We start from the raw sequence: 21,935 nt of genomic DNA on the forward strand, positions 1-21,935 counted from the left end.
CACAAGCCCGGCTCCTACAGGACGAACGGTGTTGCTTTTAGTGCTGCAGGATTTTCTCGAGGAAGTGCTGCGCACGCTCGGAGCGTGCGCTGATGTCGCCGAAGAACTCTTCCTTCGGGCAGTCTTCGATGATCTTGCCGGCGTCCATGAAGATCACGCGGTCGGCCACTTTGCGCGCAAAGCCCATTTCGTGGGTCACACACATCATGGTCATGCCTTCGTGGGCCAGTTGCACCATCACGTCGAGCACTTCGTTGACCATTTCCGGGTCCAGCGCCGAGGTCGGTTCGTCGAACAGCATGACGATCGGGTCCATGGCCAGGGCGCGGGCAATCGCCACACGTTGTTGCTGGCCGCCGGAGAGCTGGCCAGGATGCTTGTGGGCGTGAGCCGACAAGCCCACGCGGTCGAGCAGTTGCAGGCCCTTCTTGGTGGCTTCTTCCTTGCTGCGGCCCAATACCTTGATCTGCGCGATGGTCAGGTTTTCGGTGATGGTCAGGTGCGGGAACAGCTCGAAGTGCTGAAACACCATGCCCACGCGCGAACGCAGTTTTGGCAGGTTGGTCTTCGGGTCGGCGATGGAGGTGCCGTCGACGACAATGTCGCCTTTCTGGAACGGTTCCAGCGCGTTCACGCACTTGATCAGGGTGGATTTGCCCGAGCCGGATGGCCCGCACACCACGATCACTTCGCCTTTTTTAACCTCAGTGCTGCAATCGGTCAGCACCTGGAAGTCGCCATACCACTTGTTGATGTTCTTGATAGAGATCATACGGCAAACCTTTTTTGCAGACGCTTGACCAGCAGCGAGGCGGAAAAGCTGATGATGAAGTAGACGACACCGGCAAAGATCAGGAACTCGTTGGAGCGGCCGATGATGTCGCCGTTGGAGCGGGCGGAGTTGAGGAAGTCCACCAGGCCCACGGTGTAGACCAGGGAGGTGTCCTGGAACAGGATGATCGACTGTTGCAGCAGCAACGGCGTCATCTTGCGGAACGCCTGGGGCAGGATGATCAGGCGCATGGTCTGGCCGTAGGTCATGCCCATGGCTTGTGCCGCCGCCATCTGGCCCTTGGGAATCGACTGCACGCCGGCTCGTACGATTTCGCAGAAGTACGCAGCCTCGAACATCATGAACGCCACGACGCAGGAGGTGAACGCGCCGATCGGGGTGTCTTCGCCGGTGATCCAGCGCAGCACGAACGGCACCGCCAGGTAGAACCAGGTGATCACCAGCAGCAGCGGGATCGAGCGGAAGTAGTTCACATAGGCGCCGGCCACGCGGGACAGCAGTTTATTGGACGACAAGCGCATCAGGGCCAGAATGGTCCCGATGATGATGCCGCCGACCACACCCATGACCATCAGCTTCAAGGTCATGACCATGCCGTTCCACAGGCCCGGGATGGCGGGGATGATGCCGCTGAAATCGAAGTCCATTATTTGCCCCCCACGGAGATCAGGCCGGGCACTGCGACTTTCTTCTCGACCACGCGCATCAGCAGCATCAGGCTCATGTTCAGGGTGAAGTAGATCAGCGTGGCCAGGGTGAAGGCTTCAAACAGGTTGGCCGAGAACTCGGCGGTCTGTTTGGTTTGCGCCAGCAGTTCCATCAAGCCGATCAAGGACGCCACGGAGGAGTTCTTGAACACGTTGAGGAATTCCGAGGTAAGCGGCGGAATGATGATGCGGTAAGCCTGGGGCAGCAGCACGTTCCAGTAGATCTGCGGCAGCTTGAAGCCCATGGCGCGCGCCGCGGATTCCTGGCCCCGTGGCAGCGCCTGGATACCGGTACGCACTTGCTCGCACACACGGGCGGCAGTGAACAGGCCCAGGCACACTACGACACTCAGGTAGGCCGAAGTGGTCGGGTTCAGGTCTTGTTTGTACCAGTCCTGCAGGTTCTGCGGCAGCATGTCCGGTACCAGGAAGTACCAGATGAACAGCTGAACCAGCAGCGGCACGTTACGAAACAGTTCCACGTAGCAGGTCGCGATGCCCGATACGAGGCGGTTTGGCACCGTGCGCATGACCCCCAGAATGGAGCCCAGCAGCAAGGCGATAATCCATGCCACGACAGCGATGGCGATGGTCCAGCCCAGCCCGGAGAGGTACCAGTCGAGATAAGTCTCGCTGCCCACGCCGGTGGACTTGAAGAACACGCCCCAGTCCCAGTTGTAATTCATTAGGGTCTCCCCTCGAGATCGATCGATGTACAAGCACCCGCTTGGGGAAGATCCGTTCCCGCCTGACGTTGAACGCCAGGCACACACGATCGGCTCGAAAACCGCCAGGTCGAGTGTTCCAAGTTAAAACCAGCAGGTAATTACAGACGCCTGAGGGAGGGTTGGCTCCCTCAGGACATAAGCTTAGTCAGGTATCAGATTTTTACTTCTGGCGCTGGTTTGTCGCTAGGGTTAGCGATCAGCTCCTTGACCTTGTCGCTCATCGGGAAGTTCAGGTTCAGGCCTTTCGGTGGGATCGGGCTTTCGAACCATTTGGCGTAGATCTTGTTGATCTCGCCGGACTTGTACAGGGCGACAATGGCGTCATCCACGGCTTTCTTGAAGTCCGGGTCGCCTTTGCGAACCATGCATGCATAGGCTTCGAATGACTGCGGAGTGCCGGTGATAACCCAGTCATCGGGCTTCTTGGCCTTGGCTTCTTCACCGGCCAGCAGGGCGTCGTCCATCATGAATGCAACGGCACGGCCGCTTTCGAGCATCTGGAAGGATTCGCCGTGGTCTTTGGCGGAGATAACGTTCATGCCCATCTGCTTGTCGGCGTTCATCGCCTTGATGATGCGCTCGGACGTGGTGCCGGCGGTGGTCACGACGTTTTTGCCTTTCAGGTCGGCAAAGTCAGCGTAGGACGGCTTGCCTTCCTTGTCTTTCTTGACCAGCAGGCGGGTGCCGATTTCGAAGATGTTGACGGTGAAGTCAACTTGCTGGGCGCGTTCGGCGTTATTGGTGGTGGAGCCGCACTCCAGATCCGCGGTGCCGTTCTGGATCAACGGGATACGGGTTTGCGAGGTCACCAGGTTGTACTTGGCTTTGAGGTCGGGTTTGTTCAGGTCTTTTTTCAGTTGCTCGACAACGGCCAACTGGATGTCGTGGGAGTAGCCCACGGGTTTGCCCGAACCATCCGCGATGTAGGAAAACGGAATGGAGCTGTCGCGGTGAGCGAGAGTGATGGTGCCGGAGTCGTTGATTTTCTTCAGTGTGCCGGTGAGTTCGGCGGCAAAAACTGGAGTGCTGATCAGAGCAGCAGCGATAGCTGCGCCCAGGATATGGGGAACGATGCGCATCAATACTTCCTCGACATTTGTTTTTTTTATGAAGCCAGCTGAACGGCTCTCTTGTACAGCAACTGCCCGTGACGGCTCCTAAGGCGCCTCAGGCAATCGTTGAAGAGTGTAGAGCATGAGTCGTGCCATACCGAAAATAAAAGGATAACTACATGATTTATATGGAAATTAACTTTTTGTTTCGATGATATTTTCGGTCTTTGATCCGGCAAACCGAATAGAGCAGAGGGGCACGTTCGGAAAACCGAATAGTCTGTAAGAGCGAGCTTGCTCGCTAAAAACGCAAAAACGCCGCGTTTATGCTGAATAAACGCGGCGCTCTCTAGTTTTTTGCGAGCAAGCTCGCTCCTACAGTCAGGCGGTCAGGCCGCTTCGATCTTGCTGCGGTTCTGCTCGACCTTGGACAAATAGCGTTGCAGGTTTTCCTGCTCCTGCTCGGTGGTGAACAGGCCAAGCTTGGTACGGCGCCATAGCACGTCCTGCGGTTGCGTCACCCACTCTTCGGCGCACAGATAGTCGACTTCGCGGCTATACAGGCCGCCACCCAGGTGGTCACCCAGATCGGCGAGCGTTTGCACGCCCTCCAGCAAGCGCCAGGTGCGGCTGCCGTAAGTGGTGGACCAGCGGCGGGCGATCTCGCTCGGTACCCAGTCGAACTTGGCGCGGATGGCGTCAGCCAGGGCTTCAGGGGTGGTCATGTCTTCACCGCCGGGCAGGCTGGCCGTGGCGGTCCAGCTAGGGCGCATCTGGGTGAAGTACGGCGCCAGTTGGGCCATGGCCGACTCGGCCAGTTTGCGATAGGTGGTCAGCTTGCCGCCGAATACCGACAGGATCGGCGCTTCGCCGGTGCCGCCGGACAAGGCCAGGGTGTAATCGCGCGTGATGGCCGATGGGTTGTCGGACTCGTCGTTGCACAGCGGGCGCACGCCGGAGTAAGTGTGGACGATATCGTCACGGCTCAGTTGTTTCTTGAAGTGCGCGTTGACCACTTTGAGCATGTAGTCGGTTTCGCCTTCGGTGATCGCCACTGCAGCCGGGTCGCCGGTGTATTCGCGGTCGGTGGTGCCGATGATCGTCAAGTGGTTCAGGTACGGAATAGTGAAGACGATGCGCTGGTCTTCGTTCTGCAGGATGTGCGCGTGGGCGCCTTCGTACAGGCGCGGCACGATCAGGTGGCTGCCTTGAATCAGGCGGATGCCGTAGGGCGAATCCAGCTTCAGGTCGTCCTTGATGAATTTGGCCACCCAAGGGCCGGCAGCATTCACCAGGGCGCGGGCGCGGATCGAGAACAGGCTGCCGTCGGCACGCTCCATGTTCATTTCCCACAGGCCGTTACTGCGATGGGCGCTGACGCAACGGGTCTGCGTGTGGATGTGCGCGCCTTTCTCGCGGGCCGCCATGGCGTTGAGCACGACCAAGCGGGCGTCATCGACCCAGCAGTCGGAGTATTCGAAGCCTCGGGTAATTTCACTTTTCAGCGGGCTGTCGGCACCGAACTTGAGGCTTTTGGAGCCTGCCAGTTTTTCGCGCTTGCCCAAGTGGTCATACAGGAACAAGCCAGCGCGAATCATCCACGCCGGGCGCAAGTGCGGGCGGTGCGGCAGCACGAAGCGCATTTGCTTGACGATGTGTGGGGCTTTGCCTAGCAGCACCTCACGTTCGGCCAGGGCTTCGCGCACCAGGCGGAATTCGTAGTGTTCCAGGTAACGCAGGCCGCCGTGGATCAGCTTACTGCTGGCCGAGGAGGTGTGGCTGGCCAAGTCATCCTTTTCGCAAAGGAATACCGACAAACCGCGACCGGCTGCGTCTGCCGCAATCCCGACGCCATTGATCCCGCCACCAATTACGGCAACGTCATAGACTTCGGCAAGCGGTGGAGCAGGCAAGGTGGAAGGGTTCATCGGCTGGCCTCGCGATCTTTTCGTCTTGGAATTCGAACATTAATGTTCATTTGCGAAAATGGTAGCTGATAATTGCGGGCACAGCCACCCGACTTCGATTGAAAAAACTCATCGAAGGGCGGAGAAAGGAAGAATTATGAACAAAGGTGAATGTATGGGTGTGAGTGAGGCCGTCATCGCGGGCAAGCCCGGCTCCCACATTTAATCGCATTTCAAACTGTGGGAGTCGGGCTTGCCCGCGATGACGCCTGAACAGGCGCTAAACGACTTCCAGCCGCACCTTGTGCTCATTCAGCACTTGCACCAAGGCCGGCACCGGCTGCTGGTCAGTCACCAGGCAGTCCACCAGGCTGATCGGCCCCAGGCGAATCATGGCATTGCGCCCGAATTTGCTGGAGTCTGCCGCCAGAATCACTTGCCGCGCATTGGCGATGATGGCCTGGGAAACCCGCACTTCTTGGTAATCGAAGTCCAGCAGGCTGCCGTCCTCGTCGATCCCGCTGATGCCCACCAGGGCAAAGTCGACCTTGAACTGGTTGATGAAGTCGACACTGGCTTGGCCCACCACGCCACCGTCACGGCGCACATTGCCGCCGGTGAGCAACACATCGAAGTCGTCCTTGGCGCTGAGCATGGTGGCAACGTTGAGGTTGTTGGTGATGATTTTCAGGTGGTTGTGATTGAGCAGCGCACGGGCGATGGATTCGGTGGTGGTGCCAATGTTGATGAACAGCGAGGCATGATCGGGAATCTGCGCGGCGATGGCTTCACCGATGCGTTGCTTCTCGTCGCGCATCTGGTCGGCACGCATGGCGTACGCGGTGTTCTCGACACTGGAGTCATAGGCTGCGCCGCCGTGGTAGCGGCGCAACAGGTTGGCGTCCGCCAGCTGGTTGATATCGCGGCGGATGGTTTGCGGGGTGACAACGAATAGCTGCGCCATTTCCTCGATACTGACGTAGCCGCGTTCGCGGACCAGTTCGAGGATTTGTTGTTGGCGGGGAGGCAGATTCATGGGGCGTCCTTTGGGCTGCCATACAAAAGTGGCCCATGATGACGCAGGAATCCGCTCCCTGCCAGTTACAACCTACCGTAAGCCAGCGCTTGGCTTATTCGGCGCCTTCGTGCGGCTCCCAGTCACGGGTGCGGCTCACGGCTTTTTGCCAGCCGGCATAGAGCTTTTCTTTGGCCGCTTCATCCAGCTGTGGTTCGAACTCGCGCTCGATCACTGCTTTGCCGCGCAACTCGTCCAGGCTGCCCCAGAAGCCACACGCCAGGCCGGCCAGGTAGGCTGCGCCCAAGGCAGTGGTCTCACGCATTTGCGGGCGTTCTACCTGGGTGCCGAGGATGTCGGCCTGGAATTGCATCAGGAAGTTGTTGGCAACCGCGCCGCCGTCCACGCGCAGGGCCTTGAGGCGTTCGCCCGAGTCCTGTTGCATGGCGTCGAGGACGTCGCGGGTCTGGTAGGCAATCGACTCCAGGGCTGCGCGAATAATGTGGTCTACGCGTACGCCACGGGTCAGGCCGAACAGTGCGCCACGGGCATACGGGTCCCAGTAGGGCGCGCCGAGGCCGGTGAAGGCGGGTACCAGGTACACGCCGTTGCTGTCCTTGACCTTGCCGGCAAAGTATTCGGTGTCGTGGGCATCGTTGATGATCTTCAGCTCGTCACGCAGCCATTGCACGGTGGAGCCGCCGTTGAAGACCGCGCCTTCCAGGGCATAGGCCACCTCACCGCGCGGGCCGCAGGCAATGGTGGTGAGCATGCCGTGCTTGGATTTCACCGCCTTGTCGCCGGTGTTCATCAGCAGGAAGCAGCCGGTGCCGTAGGTGTTCTTGGCCTGGCCCGCCTCCACGCACATCTGGCCAAACAGGGCCGCTTGCTGGTCACCGGCAATGCCGCCGATAGCGATGCCGCTCTTGGTACGGCCATAGATTTGCGACGATGACTTCACTTCAGGGAGCATTTCCCGTGGGATGTCGAGAATCTCCAGCATCTTCGCATCCCACTCCAGGGTGTGGATGTTGAAGAGCATGGTGCGCGACGCATTGGTGTAGTCGGTGACGTGGGTCTTGCCGCCGGTAAATTTCCAGATCAGCCAGCTGTCGACGGTGCCGAACAGCAGTTCGCCATTGCGCGCACGTTCGCGACTGCCTTCGACGTTGTCGAGGATCCACTTGAGCTTGGTGCCGGAGAAGTACGGGTCGGTCACAAGGCCCGTGGTGTCGCTGATGTATTGCTCATGGCCGTCGCGCTTGAGCTGCTGGCAGATCTCGGTGCTGCGACGGCACTGCCAGACGATGGCGTTGTAGATCGGGCGGCCGGTGATCTTGTCCCAGACCACCGTGGTTTCACGCTGGTTGGTGATACCGATGGCGGCCACCTGGTCATGGTGCAGGCCGGCCTGGGCCAGCGCCTCAACCATCACCGCGCTCTGGGTGGCGAAGATTTCCATCGGGTCATGTTCAACCCAGCCCGCCTGCGGGTAGTGCTGGACGAATTCACGCTGGGCGGTACACACCACGTTGGCGTCACGATCGAAGATGATCGCCCGGGAACTGGTGGTGCCCTGATCAAGGGCAATGATGTAGTTCTTATTCTGAAGGTCGGTCATGTCAATTGCCTTGGACGAAATAAGGAAGTCAGAAATCAGCCTGGGCCGCGAAGGGCAGGGGACCAGGCTGGCGCTTTCAGGAAATACGAGTCTTGCCGTTGACAGCCGTGTCAGGTGTTTCTTCAGCGATAGCCGGTGCTGCGCTCGGCAGATGGCGGGCAATCAGCCCGCGATAGGCCGCAGCACCCAGGCATGCGCCGACAATCGGGGCGAAAATCGGCACCAGGAAGTAAGGAATATCTCGACCGCCAGTAAAGGCCATTTCACCCCAACCGGCGAAAAAGGTCATCAGCTTGGGGCCGAAATCCCGTGCCGGGTTCATCGCAAAGCCGGTCAGGGGGCCCATGGCGCTACCAATCACCGCGATCAGCAAACCGATCAGCAGGGGCGCCAGGGGGCCGCGTGGCAGGCCGTTGTTATCGTCGGTGAGGGCCATGATCACGCCCATCAGGATGGCGGTGATGACCATTTCCACCAGGAATGCCTGGGCCGTGCTCAGCAGCGCATGAGGATAGGTGGAGAACACCGAGGCCAATTCCAGGCTGGCTTGGGAGCCGCGGACCATGTGGTGGGTTTGTTCGTAATCGAAAAACAGATTGCTGTAGAGCGTGTACACCAGGGCGGCGGAGCAAAAGGCGCCGGCGACCTGGGCAAGAATATAGAAGGGCAGTTTGCGCTTTTCAAAATCGGCAAAGATGCACAGGGCGATACTGACCGCTGGGTTGAGGTGAGCCCCGGAAATACCGGCACTCAGGTAGATCGCCATGCTCACGCCGACCCCCCAGATGATACTGATTTCCCACAAGCCAAAGCTCGCACCCGCGACCTTGAGCGCGGCGACGCATCCTGTGCCGAAGAAGATCAGCAGCGCGGTGCCCAGGAATTCGGCCATGCATTGGCTCGAAAGTGAAGGCTGTTGAAGAGCAGTTGTCATGGAAAACCTCAATTGTTGTTCTTGTCTTGCGCACGGCCTCAACGGGCAGTTGCGCGATATTCACCACGAGAAGGATCCCCATCCTGGATCGCGGCTTACTGCGGAGTACCAGAGGATTATTCCTACGGTATTCGGAAACGAAAAAATATAGACAAGAATGACCGCTGTCAAAGGTCGAAAGTGAACCATTGGTCATTTCCGAACTATTGGTGTGATGAATGATCATGGCCAAGGCGCGTTGCTTAAGCGGTAATAGGTCTGTGCTAGAGCGTTTTAGGTAGGCTTGGCCTAGAATTGGCCATCAGTTTGCCCGCCCGGAGCCGCTATGACCCCTGCATTGGACCTGTTGAAAAAAGTTCGCGCCGAACATCGTGTGCATAGTTATGAACATGATCCCAAGGCAGCCTCGTATGGGCTGGAGGCCGCGGAGAAATTGAGCCTGGACCCGGCCCAGGTGTTCAAGACGCTGCTGGCGAGCAGTGAGAAGGGTGAATTGTTGGTGGCGGTGGTGCCGGTCGTCGGAAGTCTGGACTTGAAAGCCCTGGCTCACGCTGCGGGTGTGAAGAAAGTCGAAATGGCTGACCCGGCAGCGGCGCAGCGCTCCACGGGTTATCTGTTGGGCGGCATCAGTCCGTTGGGGCAGAAAAAGCGCCTGCGCACGTTTATCGATGAAACGGCGCAACCCTTTGCAACGATTTTTGTCAGCGCGGGCAGAAGAGGCCTGGAAGTTGAATTGCCAGCGGCGGTGCTGGCAGAACACACCCAGGCCAAATTCGCACCGATCGGTCGGGCCTGATAATCATCTTTGAAGTCTATGAGGATCAAATGTGGAAGCTGGCTTGCCTGCGATAGCATCAACGCGGTGTAACAGATAACCCGAGTTGTCTGTATCGCAGGCAAGCCAGCTCCCACAGTTTGATCCGGTTTCGTCAGTGAGCGACGCTGTGGCGGCGCACGCCTGACTCAACAGCGGGAATCTGCGCCGCTGTGCTGCCGGATGCCTGGAACACCACCAAATGTTCAGCCGCCACACGGATCCCCACCTCTGCGCCCACTTGGTGATCGGCATGGCTGGGGAAAATCGACTCTAATTGCGCGCCGGTCGGCAGCTGTAACCGGTACAGCGTTGAGGCGCCGAGGAAGGTCTTGCCGACGATCCGGGCTTTCAACGCGCTGTCCGGCGCATACACGATGTCGTCCGGGCGCAGCAGCACATCCACTGCTGCACCGGTCGGCAAGGTATAGGCTCGGTTTCCGCGCAAGTCGCCCAGTTCAGTGCTGACCGATTCCGGTGAGTTCAGCAGCCCACGGATGAAATACCCCTGGCCGATGAAACTGGCAACGTAAGGCGTCTGCGGTTCGTGATAGAGGTTGTAGGGTGTGTCCCACTGCTCTAGTCGGCCTTCCTTGAAGACCCCGACGTGATCGCTGACGGCGAAGGCCTCTTCCTGATCATGGGTCACCAGGATCGCGCTAGTGCCGCGTGCCTTGAGGATGTCGCGCACTTCATGGCTGAGCTTGCGGCGCAGTTCGCCATCGAGGTTGGAAAAGGGTTCATCCAGCAACAGCAGCTGCGGCTCCGGCGCCAGGGCGCGGGCGAGGGCGACGCGTTGTTGCTGGCCACCGGAAAGCTCATGGGGGAAGCGCTTGCCCAGGTTCTTCAAGTTGACCAGTTCCAGCAACTCGGCGACCACGCGCTCTTTTTGCGGGTGTTTGCGAATGCCAAAGGCGATGTTGTCAGCCACGCTCAGGTGCGGGAACAATGCGTAGTCCTGGAACACCATGCCGATGCGACGCTTCTCCGGCGCGAGGGTGAAACCGGCGCGGGAGATGACGTCGCCCGCCAGGCTGATTTCGCCTTCATGCACCGGCTCAAAGCCTGCGATCGCGCGCAGGGTAGTGGTCTTGCCGCAGCCCGAAGAGCCGAGCAGGCAACCGATATCACCGGCGTTGAGGTGCAGGTTGAGGTTCTGCACCACCCGCTGGTCTTGATAGCCGCATGCCAGATTGCGCAGGTTCAGCAGTAATGGCTGGCTCATGCGTGGTGGTACGACGGCGGGACGAGGAATTCGAGCAAGGCTTTTTGCGCATGCAGGCGGTTCTCGGCCTGATCCCACGCGACTGAGCGCGGATCGTCGAGCAGGTCCTGGCTGATTTCTTCGCCCCGGTGGGCGGGTAGGCAGTGCATGAACAGCACCTCCGGCGCGGCCAGGTCGAGCAACGCGCGAGTCACCTGGAACGGCGCGAACCGGGCCAGGCGCTTGGCGGTTTCGTCTTCCTGGCCCATGGAGGTCCAGACGTCTGTGCTGACCAGGTGCGCGCCGACCACTGCGTCTTTTGGATCGCGCAGCAGTTGCACACGGCCATCGGCCTTGGCCATGAACTCGGCGCTGGGCTCGTAGCCTTCAGGGCAGGCGATACGCAGGTGGAAGTCGAACTGGATCGCCGCTTCTATATAGCTGTTGCACATATTGTTGCCGTCGCCGATCCAGGCCACGGTCTTGCCTTGGATCGAGCCACGGTGTTCGAGGAAGGTTTGCATGTCGGCCAGCAACTGGCAGGGATGCAGGTCATCGGACAGGCCGTTGATCACGGGCACACGGGAGTTGGCGGCAAATTCGGTCAAGGTGCTGTGGGCGAAGGTACGGATCATCACGGCATCGAGCATGCGCGACATCACGATGGCGCAATCGCTGATCGGCTCACCACGGCCCAACTGGGTGTCGCGCGGTGACAGGAAGATGGCCTGGCCACCCAGCTGGATCATGCCGGCTTCGAACGACAGGCGTGTGCGCGTCGAGGACTTTTCGAAAATCATCCCGAGCACCCGGTTTTTCAACGGCTCAAACAGTACACCGCGGTTACGCAGGTCTTTAAGCTCAATGCCGCGACGGATCACGCTGACCAGCTCTTCGGGCGTGCAATCCATCAGGGAGAGAAAGTGCCTTGCGCTCATCATTAACTACCTTTTGCAACAGACCGCAGATACTCAAAGCCTTGTTTATTGCGACAACGGGCGAGACCTGCGGCGAAAGCCGCACGGGGCGACGAAATAGGGGAAGACGCGATATTGACATTAAATGTCGCGTTTTACCAATAGGGCTACGGCTTTAGGGATGTTCAAGCAGGGCGCTGGCGCGCGTTTGAAGACGATTTCCTGACAGCAGCGAGCCATTTGTACACTGGCGTCCAGGCCTTTTGCAATGCGCGGGGGCGGGCTTGGGCCAGGCCGCGTCGGTTTCAGCGCCTGCTGGCAAGGTTTCTGAAACATTTGCTCATGCTTAGCCATGCCCTGGCCTATGCCTGTCGATTCACAACGCGAAGGTTGCTGGCGCCCCAAGTGGTCGCGGCCCATAGTTGAGCCAAAGCCCCTATAAAAGAGACTGGCCATGACCAAGACTCTCCACCACCGTGCCTGCCACCTGTGCGAAGCCATCTGCGGCCTCACCCTGGAAACCACCCAAGGCGAAGACGGTCGCCTGGCGATCACCTCGATCAAGGGCGACCCTCTGGACAGTTTCAGTCGCGGCCACATCTGCCCCAAAGCCGTGGCCCTGCAGGACATCCAGAATGACCCGGACCGCCTGCACCAACCCATGCGGCGGGTGGGCAGCGAATGGCAGCCGATTGGCTGGGATGAAGCCTTTGCCCTGGTGGCCGAGCGGCTTGCGGGTATCCAGGCGCGGCATGGGCAGAACGCGGTGGCGGTGTATCAGGGCAACCCCAGTGTGCATAACTATGGGTTGATGACCCACAGTAACTACTTTCTAGGGCTGTTGAAGACGCGCAATCGCTTTTCCGCGACCTCGGTAGACCAGCTGCCTCATCACCTCACCAGCCATCTGATGTACGGCCACGGCCTGTTGTTGCCCATCCCCGACATCGACCAGACCGACTTCATGTTGATCCTCGGCGGCAACCCGCTGGCCTCCAATGGCAGCATCATGACCGTGCCCGATGTGGAAAAACGCCTCAAGGCCATCCAGGCGCGGGGCGGAAAAGTGGTGGTGGTCGACCCGCGGCGCAGCGAGACGGCAGCCATCGCCGACCAGCACGTATTCGTACGCCCCGGCGGCGATGCGGCGTTGTTGTTTGGGGTGCTCAACACGTTGTTCACAGAAGGGCTGACACGCGACAGCCATTTGCCGGTGGAAGGCCTGGATGATGTACGCAAGGCGATTGCCGGCTTCGATGCCGAGGCCATGAGCCGCCAGTGTGCGGTGCCTGCCGAGCAGATCCGCCAGTTGGCCAGGGACTTCGCCGGCGCTGACAAGGCCGTTTGTTATGGCCGCATGGGGGTCTCGACCCAGGCGTTTGGCACGCTGTGCCATTGGCTGGTGCAACTGATCAACCTGGTGACCGGCAATCTGGACCGCGTCGGCGGCGCGCTCTGCACCAGCCCCGCGGTGGACCTGGTGGCCTCCACCAGCGGCGGCCATTTCAACCGCTGGCAGAGCCGCGTGTCCGGACGCCCGGAGTACGGTGGAGAACTGCCGGTGTCGGCGCTGGCCGAAGAAATGCTGACCGAGGGTGAAGGGCAGATCCGCGCCCTCGTGACGGTGGCCGGCAACCCGGTGCTGTCCACACCTAACGGTCGCCAATTGGAGCAAGCACTGGACGGGTTGGAATTCATGGTCAGCATCGACCTGTATATCAACGAGACCACGCGTTATGCCGACCTGATCTTGCCCTCCACCTCGGCGCTGGAAAACGATCACTACGACACCACCTTCAATCTGTTTGCGGTGCGCAATGTCACGCGTTTCAATCGTGCCATCCTGCCCAAGCCTGAGGGGGCGTTGCATGACTGGGAGATTTTTGTCGGCTTGGCCAAGGCGTTTGCGGCGCACACTGGCGCGGTGCTCAAGCCCACCCTGCCACCGGCACAGATGATCGACTTCGGCCTGCGTGCGGGTGCCTATGGTGACGCATCCAGTCATAAACTGTCGGTGGCCATGCTGGCGGATCATCCCCATGGCGTGGACCTGGGGCCGCTCAAGCCCAACCTCGGGGCACGTTTGAAAACCGCGGATGGCAAGGTGCAAGCGGCACCGGCCGTGATCCTGGCAGACCTGGCGCGTTTCACCGCGCAGCCGTTGCCGGTGGCCGACGAACTGCTATTGATTGGCAGGCGGCATGTGCGCAGCAATAATTCCTGGATGCATAACTATCACCGGCTGGTGAAGGGTAAGCCACGCCATCAACTGCTGATGCACCCCGATGATCTGGCTAGCCGTCAGTTGAGCGATGGCCAGCGGGTGCGGGTGAGTTCGCGTATCGGTATGGTCGAAGTGGAAGTAGCGGCCAGCACGGACATGATGCCGGGTGTGGTCAGCTTGCCTCACGGCTGGGGCCACGGTCGCCCGGGCGTGCAGATGAGCATCGCGAGCAACCAGCCGGGGGCGAGTGCGAATGACTTGACCGACGAGCGGCAATTGGATGAGTTGTCGGGTAATGCGGCGCTCAATGGCGTACCGGTGAAGGTGGCGGCGGCCTGAGCATCCTGCTGGATTTTTGCGTTACAATGCGCCACCGTGCCGACCCGTGAGTCGCAAAGTTCCTGCAGAGGTGTTCCATGGATATCATCGAAACGATCAAAGAGCAGATTGCCAACAACACCATTCTGCTTTACATGAAAGGCGCTCCAAACGCGCCTCAGTGCGGTTTCTCCGCGAAAGCGTCCCAGGCAGTCATGGCATGTGGCGAGAAGTTCGCTTACGTGGATATCCTGCAAAACCCCGAGATCCGCGCCAACCTGCCAAAGTACGCCAACTGGCCGACTTTCCCGCAGTTGTGGGTAGCCGGTGAGCTGGTTGGCGGTAGCGACATCATCACTGAAATGGCAGCTGATGGTTCGCTGCAAGCGCTGATCAAAGACGCAGCGCAAAAAGCAGCAGTCAAGACTGACGCCTAATTGGCGAGCAATAAAAAGCCCCGCTTCTCTGGTGAGAGCGGGGCTTTTTTGTGCCTGAACGCTACGGGTTATTCACCCATCTGCGATTGCAGGTAATTCTCCAGGCTGACCTTGTCGATCAGGCCCAACTGGGTTTCAAGCCAGTCGATATGCTCTTCCTGATCTTCCAGGATATCTTCCAACAGTTCACGGCTGCCGAAATCGCCCTTGGTTTCGCAGTGAGCGATACCAGCCTTCAGGTCGCTGTGGCTCTTGCGCTCGAAGCCCAGGTCGCTGCTGATCATTTCCTGGGTGTGCTCGCCGATGTTCAGCTTGCCCAAGTCCTGTACGTTCGGCAGGCCTTCCAGGAACAGGATGCGCTTGATCAGCGCGTCGGCGTCCTTCATGGCCTTGATCGACTCTTTGTATTCACGCTTGCCGAGCTTTTCCAGGCCCCAATCGTCGTACATGCGCGCATGCAGAAAGTACTGATTGATCGCGACCAGTTCATTGGCAAGGATTTTGTTGAGTTGCTGGATGACTGAGATGTCGCCTTTCATGACTGGGGTCCTGCCCTGTAATAGCTGTGTATAGGGCGGAGTCTGAGCGGTGAAAATCTTAGTGTCAAACCTAAGTTATTGAATAATAAATGAAAATTAATCGGAATAAGAATGTTTGTGTTCCGCGTCTTGGCGCTAACTATTTGAATTGATGGCATAAAAAAACCGGACACTAGGTCCGGTTCTTCAAAACATGCCTATTCAGGCGTGTTTAAATTCTGCTGGGTAGGGGAGCGCGGCCTGGGCTGTTTGCAGCTGCGTCAGGGTTTCCCGTACCACTTGCTTGGCCAGGCAAGCACATTTGCCACACTGGCTGGCAACGCCGGTGGTTTCACGTACTTCCTTATAGCTGCAGCAACCTTCGTAGATTGCTTCGCGGATTTGTCCGTCGGTGACGCCAGTGCAGAGGCAGACATACATAAGTGAGAACCGTCGCGGGTTTATGGCTTAAGTGCGATGGATCTTAATGTTAACGAGAATGATTGTCAAAATAGTTTCAGCAGCAATCCGGGGGGAATTGCCCGTGCGCTGACGAACGGTTTTTTCGGTGTATGATGGTCGGTCTTCACGAAGCGTGATTGCGTCATATTTCTGTCTGTTTCCACAGGCAGATTCGACCGGTCCTTTTACTTCAATCGTCACCCCTATATCAGGAGATATCCAATGAGCGTACTCGTCGGTAAACAAGCCCCGGATTTCGACGTACCAGCCGTCCTCGGCAATGGCGAAATCGTAGACAGCTTCAAGCTGTCTGAAGCCATCAAAGGCAAATACGGCCTGGTGTTCTTCTACCCGCTGGACTTCACCTTCGTCTGCCCTTCGGAGCTGATCGCCCTGGACCACCGCATGGACGATTTCAAGGCGCGCAACGTTGAAGTGGTCGCGGTTTCCATCGACTCCCATTTCACCCACAACGCCTGGCGCAACACCGCCATCAATGACGGCGGTATCGGTAAAGTCAAATACACCATGGCTGCCGACATGAAGCACGACATCGCCAAGGCCTACGACGTTGAGTCCGAAGGCGGCGTGGCGTTCCGTGGCGCGTTCCTCATCGATGACAAGGGCGTTGTGCGCTCGCAGATCATCAACGACCTGCCGCTGGGCCGTAACATGGAAGAGCTGATCCGCCTGGTCGACGCGCTGCAATTCCACGAAGAGCACGGCGAAGTCTGCCCTGCCAACTGGAAAAAAGGCGACAAAGGCATGAACGCTTCGCCAGAAGGCGTTGCGGCTTACCTGACCGAGAACGCTGGCAAGCTGTAAGCCAACGTCACGGTAAAAAAAACCGGCCTGAAAAGGCCGGTTTTTTTATGCGCGGGATTTGACTTCAGTCGTTGAAGTCTTCCCAGCCGCCCATCTGCTTCCAGCGGTTGACGATGCCGCAGAACAGCTCGGCGGTCTTCTCGGTGTCGTAGCGGGCCGAGTGGGCTTCACGCCCGTCAAAGTCGATACCGGCCGCCTGGCAGGCTTTGGCCAGAACGGTCTGACCGTAGGCCAGGCCTGCAAGCGTTGCGGTGTCGAAACTGGAGAACGGATGAAACGGGTTGCGCTTCATGTCCAACCGCGCCACGGCGGCGTTCAGGAAGCCCAGGTCGAAACTGCTGTTGTGACCGACCAGGATCGCACGTTTGCAGCCATTGGCCTTCAATGCCTTGCGCACGCCACGGAAGATGTCGGTCAGCGCCGCTTCTTCACTTACCGCCATGCGCAGTGGGTGGTCGAGCTTGATCCCGGTGAATTCCAGGGCAGCGGCTTCGATATTGGCGCCTTCAAACGGCTCGACGCGAAAGAAATGGGTGTGCTCCGGGTACACAAAGCCCTGTTCGTCCATGCCGATGGTGGTTGCGGCAATTTCCAGCAAGGCATCGGTGGCGCAGTTGAAACCACCGGTTTCTACGTCGATGACGACCGGCAGATAGCCGCGAAAACGCTCGGCCATCGGATGGCGCGAGCCACCACCGCCGTGCTCTTGTTCGTCGTCGTAATGGTCTTCACTCACTTGCTTTCCTCCAGCAGGCGCCAGCGCAGTGTTTCACCGGCGCGCAGCGGGATAACGGTCAGCTCGCCAAACGGCAGGCTGGCAGGGGCGGTCCAGTCTTCACGAACCAGGGTAATGCGGTCGGTATTCGCCGGCAGGCCGTAGAAACGCGGGCCGTTGAGGCTGGCGAAACCTTCGAGCTTGTCCAGAGCATTACGTTGTTCAAACGCTTCGGCGTACAACTCGATGGCGGCAAACGCGGTGTAGCAGCCGGCGCAGCCGCATGCGGCTTCCTTGGCGTGCTGGGCGTGGGGCGCCGAGTCGGTGCCGAGGAAGAACTTCGGGTTGCCGCTGGTGGCGGCATCCAGCAGGGCTACCTGATGGGTGTTGCGTTTGAGGATCGGCAGGCAGTAGAAGTGCGGCCGAATCCCGCCCACCAGCATGTGGTTGCGGTTGTAGAGCAGGTGATGGGCCGTGATGGTCGCGCCAACGTTGGCCGACGCCTCGCTGACGAACTGCACCGCATCGGCGGTGGTGATGTGTTCAAACACCACCTTGAGCGTGGGGAACAGCTCGACCACACGACGCATGTGTTCATCGATGAAGATTTTTTCGCGATCGAACACGTCCACATCGCCACGGGTGACTTCCCCGTGGATCAGCAATGGCATGCCGACCTCCGCCATGGCTTCGATTGCCGGCAGGATCTTATCGATGCTGGTCACGCCGGAATCGGAGTTGGTGGTCGCGCCTGCCGGGTACAGCTTGGCGGCGTGCACGTAACCGCTGGCCTTGGCTTCACGGATTTCTTCAGGCTGGGTGCGGTCGGTGAGGTAGAGCACCATCAACGGTTCGAAGCGGCTGCCGGCCGGTCGCGCAGCGAGGATGCGCTGGCGATAGGCGTCGGCTTCTGCGGCATTGCGCACCGGAGGTACGAGGTTAGGCATGATGATGGCGCGGCCAAACGTGCGCGCGACATCGGCCACGGTTTGAGGTAACGCAGCACCATCGCGAAGATGAATATGCCAGTCGTCGGGACGCAGCAGGGTCAGGCGGTCGGACATTGGGGATTCCAGGCGGGTCAATCTGGTGGGAATGCTACCGGAAAAGACTCTTGCAGGCACTCGCTATCAAGTTTTGCCGGATGCTACCGATATCTCCGGGTATGCCTTAACGATGTATGACGCTTTGAAGTGTTGTAGAAACCAGTGGAGCCTCCCGTGCGCCAGTATTATCTAGCCCTGCTCAGTGTGTTCGCCAGCCTGCCTGCGGCGGCCCTCACGTTCCAGACACGTCTGGAGAATATTGAGTGGAAGGTAGAGGGCGATCAGTTCGAGTGCCGCCTGACCCAGCCGATCAGCGATTTCGGTTCCGGTGAATTCGTACGCCGGGCCGGCGAACAGGCGACGTTTCGTCTGAAAACCTATGGCAGCAGCCTCGGCGCCGGCTCCGCAACCCTGTTGGCCGCTGCCGCGCCTTGGCAGCCGGGCCGAGGTGATATCAACCTGGGGGCCGTGCGTGTCGGCAGCGGCGACGTCCTGTTCAATAGCTCCCAGGCCCAGGCCGGTCGCCTGTTCACGGGATTGCTCGAAGGGCGCAGTCCCACCGTGCGGCATTACGGGCGTGAAGGCGGTTACTCGGAAATTCGCCTGCTGCCGGTCAAGTTCAACAAGGCTTACAGCGATTATCAGCTGTGCACCACCAAGCTGCTGCCCATGAATTACGACCAGGTCAGACAGACCGAAGTGGGCTTTCCCGGCGGCGGCATTGAGCTGGACGCGGCGGCCAAGAAGAAGTTGTCCGTGATCCTTGCCTTCATGAAGGCCGATCCTACGGTCAACCATGTCGAGTTGAACGGCCATTCGGACAACAGTGGCAACCGCCTGACCAACCGTGACGTTTCACGTCGCCGCGCCCTGGCGGTGATGGACTACTTCAAGGCCAACGGCATCCAGGAATCGCAGATCACGATGCGCTTTCATGGCGAAAGCTACCCCTTGGCGCCCAACACCAATGCCGCCAACCGCGCGCGTAACCGCCGTGTGAATATTCAGCTGGAGCGCGTGGCTGCCCCCGAGAAACCGGCGCCCCAGACCATTGCGCCAAGCAACCCGGCGGCTACCTCATAAGGGCGACCATCGGTCGCCCACTCGACATAATCTGTCGCTTTATCTTCATTTGCTGTCGCGCCCCTGTAATTTCACGGTTTTGATCGGTAGAATCGTCGCCTTTCCGTACAACCCCGTGGAGTGATGGCATGGCCGACGTAAACAAGGTCGTTCTCGCGTATTCCGGCGGCCTGGACACTTCGGTGATCCTCAAGTGGCTGCAGGATACTTATAACTGTGAAGTGGTGACCTTCACCGCTGACCTGGGTCAGGGTGAAGAGGTCGAGCCTGCACGTGCCAAGGCGCAAGCCATGGGCGTGAAAGAGATCTACATTGACGACCTGCGCGAAGAATTCGTCCGCGATTTCGTTTTCCCGATGTTTCGCGCCAACACTGTCTACGAAGGTGAGTACCTGCTGGGTACCTCCATCGCACGTCCGCTGATCGCCAAGCGCCTGATCGAGATCGCCAACGAAACCGGCGCCGACGCCATTTCCCATGGCGCCACCGGCAAGGGCAACGACCAGGTCCGTTTCGAACTGGGTGCCTACGCACTCAAGCCAGGCGTTAAAGTCATTGCGCCGTGGCGTGAATGGGATCTGCTGTCCCGTGAAAAGCTGATGGATTACGCTGAAAAGCACGCCATCCCGATCGAGCGCCACGGCAAGAAGAAGTCGCCGTACTCAATGGACGCCAACCTGTTGCACATCTCCTATGAAGGCGGCGTGCTGGAAGACACCTGGACCGAGCACGAAGAAGATATGTGGAAATGGACGGTCTCCCCGGAGAACGCTCCAGACAAGGCGCAGTACCTGGAACTGACTTACCGTAACGGCGATATCGTTGCGCTGGACGGCGTTGAAATGACCCCGGCCACCGTACTGGCGACCCTGAACCGGATCGGTGGCCAGCATGGTATCGGCCGTCTCGACATCGTCGAGAACCGTTACGTGGGCATGAAGTCCCGTGGCTGCTACGAAACCCCAGGTGGCACCATCATGCTGCGCGCCCACCGCGCCATCGAATCCATCACCCTGGACCGCGAAGTCGCTCACCTCAAAGACGAGCTGATGCCCAAGTACGCCAGCCTGATCTACACCGGTTACTGGTGGAGCCCTGAGCGTCTGATGCTGCAACAGATGATCGACGCCTCCCAGGCTCATGTGAACGGTGTTGTGCGCCTGAAGCTGTACAAGGGCAACGTGATCGTCACCGGCCGCAAGTCCGATGAGTCGCTGTTCGACTCCAACATCGCCACCTTCGAAGAAGACGGCGGGGCCTACAATCAGGCGGACGCGGCAGGCTTCATCAAGTTGAACGCACTGCGCATGCGCATTGCTGCCAACAAGGGCCGCTCGTTGTTCTGAACCGTGCGCCTGTCGTGAAAAATGGCCCCTTATGCAAGGGGCCATTTTTTTGCCTGGATTTTAGATGTCGCACTGTTTATTAGCGTTTAGCGTGTGTTTAAGGTTTTTTCGTAACTTGCGCAATTATTTACCGGTTTATCTTTTTTTAAGGCTGAATCATTTTTTACATCTGGGGAGGAACTATGTCTGACAGAAAATTCACTCATGTAGTTGCAATGGAGATGTGAGTTGTTGAATTTTCTGTAGGAATTGCGGAAGTGTTGAAATATGTTAAATGGAACTAATGCGGACGGTTTTTCCGGGTCGGTTTGCGGGCGTCATTGCGACAAGCAAGGGGCATTTCCTGAAAGTCTTGTGCGGCACGTTTACCTTCAGGGGCTCATGCCCCAGACATTTCACTCAAAATATGTGCGCGCCGGGAAAGGTCTGAAAGCAACCATAAAGCTACATGCATCTAAGTTGGCGAATTTTTGTAGGTTAATTCCTATCTTCTTGTGGGTTGGGTCTCTGCCTGCTCTTGCTCGGGGTGGAATGCTATGCCAACTAGTAATCGACTAGGCTATTGTGTTTGCTCTAAATAATTCGAACAGCGAAATTGGACTTTCTCATGAATAAAGTGCTGATCGTGGATGATCATCCCGTCATTCGTCTTGCTGTGCGCATGCTAATGGAGCGTCATGGTTATGAGGTCGTTGCCGAGACTGATAACGGTGTCGATGCGTTGCAACTTGCACGGGAACATATGCCGGATATTGTGATACTGGATATCGGAATCCCCAAGCTCGACGGCTTGGAAGTTATTTGTCGGCTGGCTTCGACCAAGCAAGCCGTCTCGTTCAAGGTGCTGGTGCTGACGTCCCAGGCGCCTGGCCATTTTTCCATGCGCTGCATGCAGGCGGGTGCCGCCGGCTATGTGTGCAAGCAGCAGGATCTGACAGAGTTGCTCAGTGCCATCAAGGCGGTGCTTTCCGGCTATAGCTATTTCCCGAACCAGGCGCTCAACTCAGTGCGGTCAACCATGGGCAATGCCAGTGAAGCCGACATGGTCGAACGCTTATCGGGGCGGGAGATGATGGTGCTGCAGCAACTGGCCCGTGGCAAAACCAACAAGGAGATTGCCGATGGCATGTTCCTCAGCAACAAAACCGTCAGTACCTACAAGACGCGCTTGCTGCTCAAGCTCAATGCCAGGTCCCTCGTGGACTTGATCGAACTGGCCCAGCGCAACGGCCTGGTCTAGGAGGATATTGCATCTCTTGAATACCCGTG

General features: G+C 58.7%; 21 protein-coding genes. 7 read left to right on the forward strand and 14 right to left on the reverse strand.

Features of this window, described 5'->3' with window-relative positions:
* Positions 1 to 37 precede the first annotated feature (37 nt).
* The 8 genes from AC4PS6_RS07275 to AC4PS6_RS07310 form a co-directional block, all read right to left on the reverse strand.
* Positions 38 to 772 carry an amino acid ABC transporter ATP-binding protein gene (locus AC4PS6_RS07275; protein WP_003188952.1) on the reverse strand — a complete coding sequence of 245 codons (735 nt, stop codon included), beginning with the start codon at positions 770 to 772 and terminating at the stop codon, positions 38 to 40.
* Positions 769 to 1,440 carry an amino acid ABC transporter permease gene (locus AC4PS6_RS07280; protein WP_003188954.1) on the reverse strand — a complete coding sequence of 224 codons (672 nt, stop codon included), beginning with the start codon at positions 1,438 to 1,440 and terminating at the stop codon, positions 769 to 771. Before AC4PS6_RS07280 ends, AC4PS6_RS07275 begins: the two co-directional genes overlap by 4 nt.
* Positions 1,440 to 2,186: an amino acid ABC transporter permease gene (locus AC4PS6_RS07285; protein WP_014717132.1), complete on the reverse strand. Its 747-nt coding sequence runs from the start codon at positions 2,184 to 2,186 to the stop codon at positions 1,440 to 1,442. Before AC4PS6_RS07285 ends, AC4PS6_RS07280 begins: the two co-directional genes overlap by 1 nt.
* A gap of 194 nt (positions 2,187 to 2,380) precedes the next feature.
* Positions 2,381 to 3,307, reverse strand: a complete 927-nt coding sequence (locus AC4PS6_RS07290; RefSeq protein WP_005785249.1) for a glutamate/aspartate ABC transporter substrate-binding protein — start codon at positions 3,305 to 3,307, stop codon at positions 2,381 to 2,383.
* A gap of 362 nt (positions 3,308 to 3,669) precedes the next feature.
* On the reverse strand, positions 3,670 to 5,208 hold the full coding sequence (glpD, locus tag AC4PS6_RS07295; protein WP_020301173.1) for a glycerol-3-phosphate dehydrogenase: 1,539 nt from the start codon (positions 5,206 to 5,208) through the stop codon (positions 3,670 to 3,672).
* A gap of 259 nt (positions 5,209 to 5,467) precedes the next feature.
* Complete coding sequence (locus AC4PS6_RS07300; RefSeq protein WP_014717134.1) at positions 5,468 to 6,223, reverse strand: DeoR/GlpR family transcriptional regulator; 756 nt, start codon at positions 6,221 to 6,223, stop codon at positions 5,468 to 5,470.
* 94 nt (positions 6,224 to 6,317) lie between these two features.
* The gene (glpK, locus tag AC4PS6_RS07305; RefSeq protein ID WP_014717135.1) at positions 6,318 to 7,823 is read right to left on the reverse strand and encodes a glycerol kinase GlpK; all 1,506 of its coding nucleotides are present in this window, start codon (positions 7,821 to 7,823) and stop codon (positions 6,318 to 6,320) included.
* Positions 7,824 to 7,899: 76 nt separating this feature from the next.
* Positions 7,900 to 8,757, reverse strand: a complete 858-nt coding sequence (locus AC4PS6_RS07310) for an MIP/aquaporin family protein (protein ID WP_014717136.1) — start codon at positions 8,755 to 8,757, stop codon at positions 7,900 to 7,902.
* Between the two features lie 325 nt (positions 8,758 to 9,082).
* On the opposite strand from AC4PS6_RS07310, the gene ybaK reads away from it, so the two are divergent.
* Entirely contained in the window at positions 9,083 to 9,553 is a 471-nt protein-coding gene (ybaK, locus tag AC4PS6_RS07315; RefSeq protein WP_014717137.1) for a Cys-tRNA(Pro) deacylase, read from the forward strand.
* Between the two features lie 133 nt (positions 9,554 to 9,686).
* On the opposite strand, the gene AC4PS6_RS07320 is transcribed toward ybaK, so the two are convergent.
* Positions 9,687 to 10,796 carry an ABC transporter ATP-binding protein gene (locus AC4PS6_RS07320; protein ID WP_336827130.1) on the reverse strand — a complete coding sequence of 370 codons (1,110 nt, stop codon included), beginning with the start codon at positions 10,794 to 10,796 and terminating at the stop codon, positions 9,687 to 9,689.
* Positions 10,793 to 11,713, reverse strand: a complete 921-nt coding sequence (gene argF, locus AC4PS6_RS07325) for an ornithine carbamoyltransferase (RefSeq protein ID WP_102666041.1) — start codon at positions 11,711 to 11,713, stop codon at positions 10,793 to 10,795. Before argF ends, AC4PS6_RS07320 begins: the two co-directional genes overlap by 4 nt.
* Positions 11,714 to 12,146: 433 nt before the next feature.
* Here argF and AC4PS6_RS07330 point away from each other — a divergent pair, with 433 nt between their 5' ends.
* Positions 12,147 to 14,255 carry a molybdopterin oxidoreductase family protein gene (locus AC4PS6_RS07330; protein ID WP_014717140.1) on the forward strand — a complete coding sequence of 703 codons (2,109 nt, stop codon included), beginning with the start codon at positions 12,147 to 12,149 and terminating at the stop codon, positions 14,253 to 14,255.
* A gap of 77 nt (positions 14,256 to 14,332) precedes the next feature.
* Positions 14,333 to 14,671, forward strand: a complete 339-nt coding sequence (gene grxD / locus AC4PS6_RS07335) for a Grx4 family monothiol glutaredoxin (RefSeq protein ID WP_054898038.1) — start codon at positions 14,333 to 14,335, stop codon at positions 14,669 to 14,671.
* A 68-nt stretch (positions 14,672 to 14,739) separates the two neighbouring features.
* Here the strand turns inward: grxD and bfr are convergent, their stop codons facing one another.
* Both bfr and AC4PS6_RS07345 read right to left on the reverse strand, forming a co-directional pair.
* Positions 14,740 to 15,210, reverse strand: coding sequence for a bacterioferritin (gene bfr, locus AC4PS6_RS07340; RefSeq protein WP_054898039.1), 471 nt, complete (start codon positions 15,208 to 15,210; stop codon positions 14,740 to 14,742).
* A 201-nt stretch (positions 15,211 to 15,411) separates the two neighbouring features.
* A complete protein-coding gene (locus AC4PS6_RS07345; RefSeq protein ID WP_003188977.1) occupies positions 15,412 to 15,630 on the reverse strand; it encodes a bacterioferritin-associated ferredoxin in 219 nt (72 codons plus the stop codon).
* 243 nt (positions 15,631 to 15,873) lie between these two features.
* On the opposite strand from AC4PS6_RS07345, the gene AC4PS6_RS07350 reads away from it, so the two are divergent.
* Entirely contained in the window at positions 15,874 to 16,476 is a 603-nt protein-coding gene (locus AC4PS6_RS07350) for a peroxiredoxin (protein ID WP_003172097.1), read from the forward strand.
* A gap of 64 nt (positions 16,477 to 16,540) precedes the next feature.
* Here the strand turns inward: AC4PS6_RS07350 and rnt are convergent, their stop codons facing one another.
* Together rnt and pyrC are read right to left on the reverse strand one after the other, a co-directional pair.
* Positions 16,541 to 17,212, reverse strand: a complete 672-nt coding sequence (rnt, locus tag AC4PS6_RS07355; protein ID WP_003188980.1) for a ribonuclease T — start codon at positions 17,210 to 17,212, stop codon at positions 16,541 to 16,543.
* A complete protein-coding gene (pyrC, locus tag AC4PS6_RS07360) occupies positions 17,209 to 18,255 on the reverse strand; it encodes a dihydroorotase (RefSeq protein WP_014717142.1) in 1,047 nt (348 codons plus the stop codon). The genes rnt and pyrC overlap by 4 nt, the downstream gene beginning before the upstream one ends.
* Positions 18,256 to 18,411: 156 nt before the next feature.
* On the opposite strand from pyrC, the gene AC4PS6_RS07365 reads away from it, so the two are divergent.
* The 3 genes from AC4PS6_RS07365 (at position 18,412) to AC4PS6_RS07375 (ending at position 21,906) form a co-directional block, all read left to right on the forward strand.
* On the forward strand, positions 18,412 to 19,320 hold the full coding sequence (locus AC4PS6_RS07365) for a flagellar protein MotY (protein WP_020301171.1): 909 nt from the start codon (positions 18,412 to 18,414) through the stop codon (positions 19,318 to 19,320).
* A gap of 128 nt (positions 19,321 to 19,448) precedes the next feature.
* Positions 19,449 to 20,666, forward strand: coding sequence for an argininosuccinate synthase (locus AC4PS6_RS07370; RefSeq protein WP_003188984.1), 1,218 nt, complete (start codon positions 19,449 to 19,451; stop codon positions 20,664 to 20,666).
* 607 nt (positions 20,667 to 21,273) lie between these two features.
* On the forward strand, positions 21,274 to 21,906 hold the full coding sequence (locus tag AC4PS6_RS07375; protein ID WP_003188986.1) for a response regulator transcription factor: 633 nt from the start codon (positions 21,274 to 21,276) through the stop codon (positions 21,904 to 21,906).
* Positions 21,907 to 21,935 lie beyond the last annotated feature (29 nt).

The sequence above is a fragment of the Pseudomonas sp. DW-iso17 genome (genome assembly GCF_058725345.1).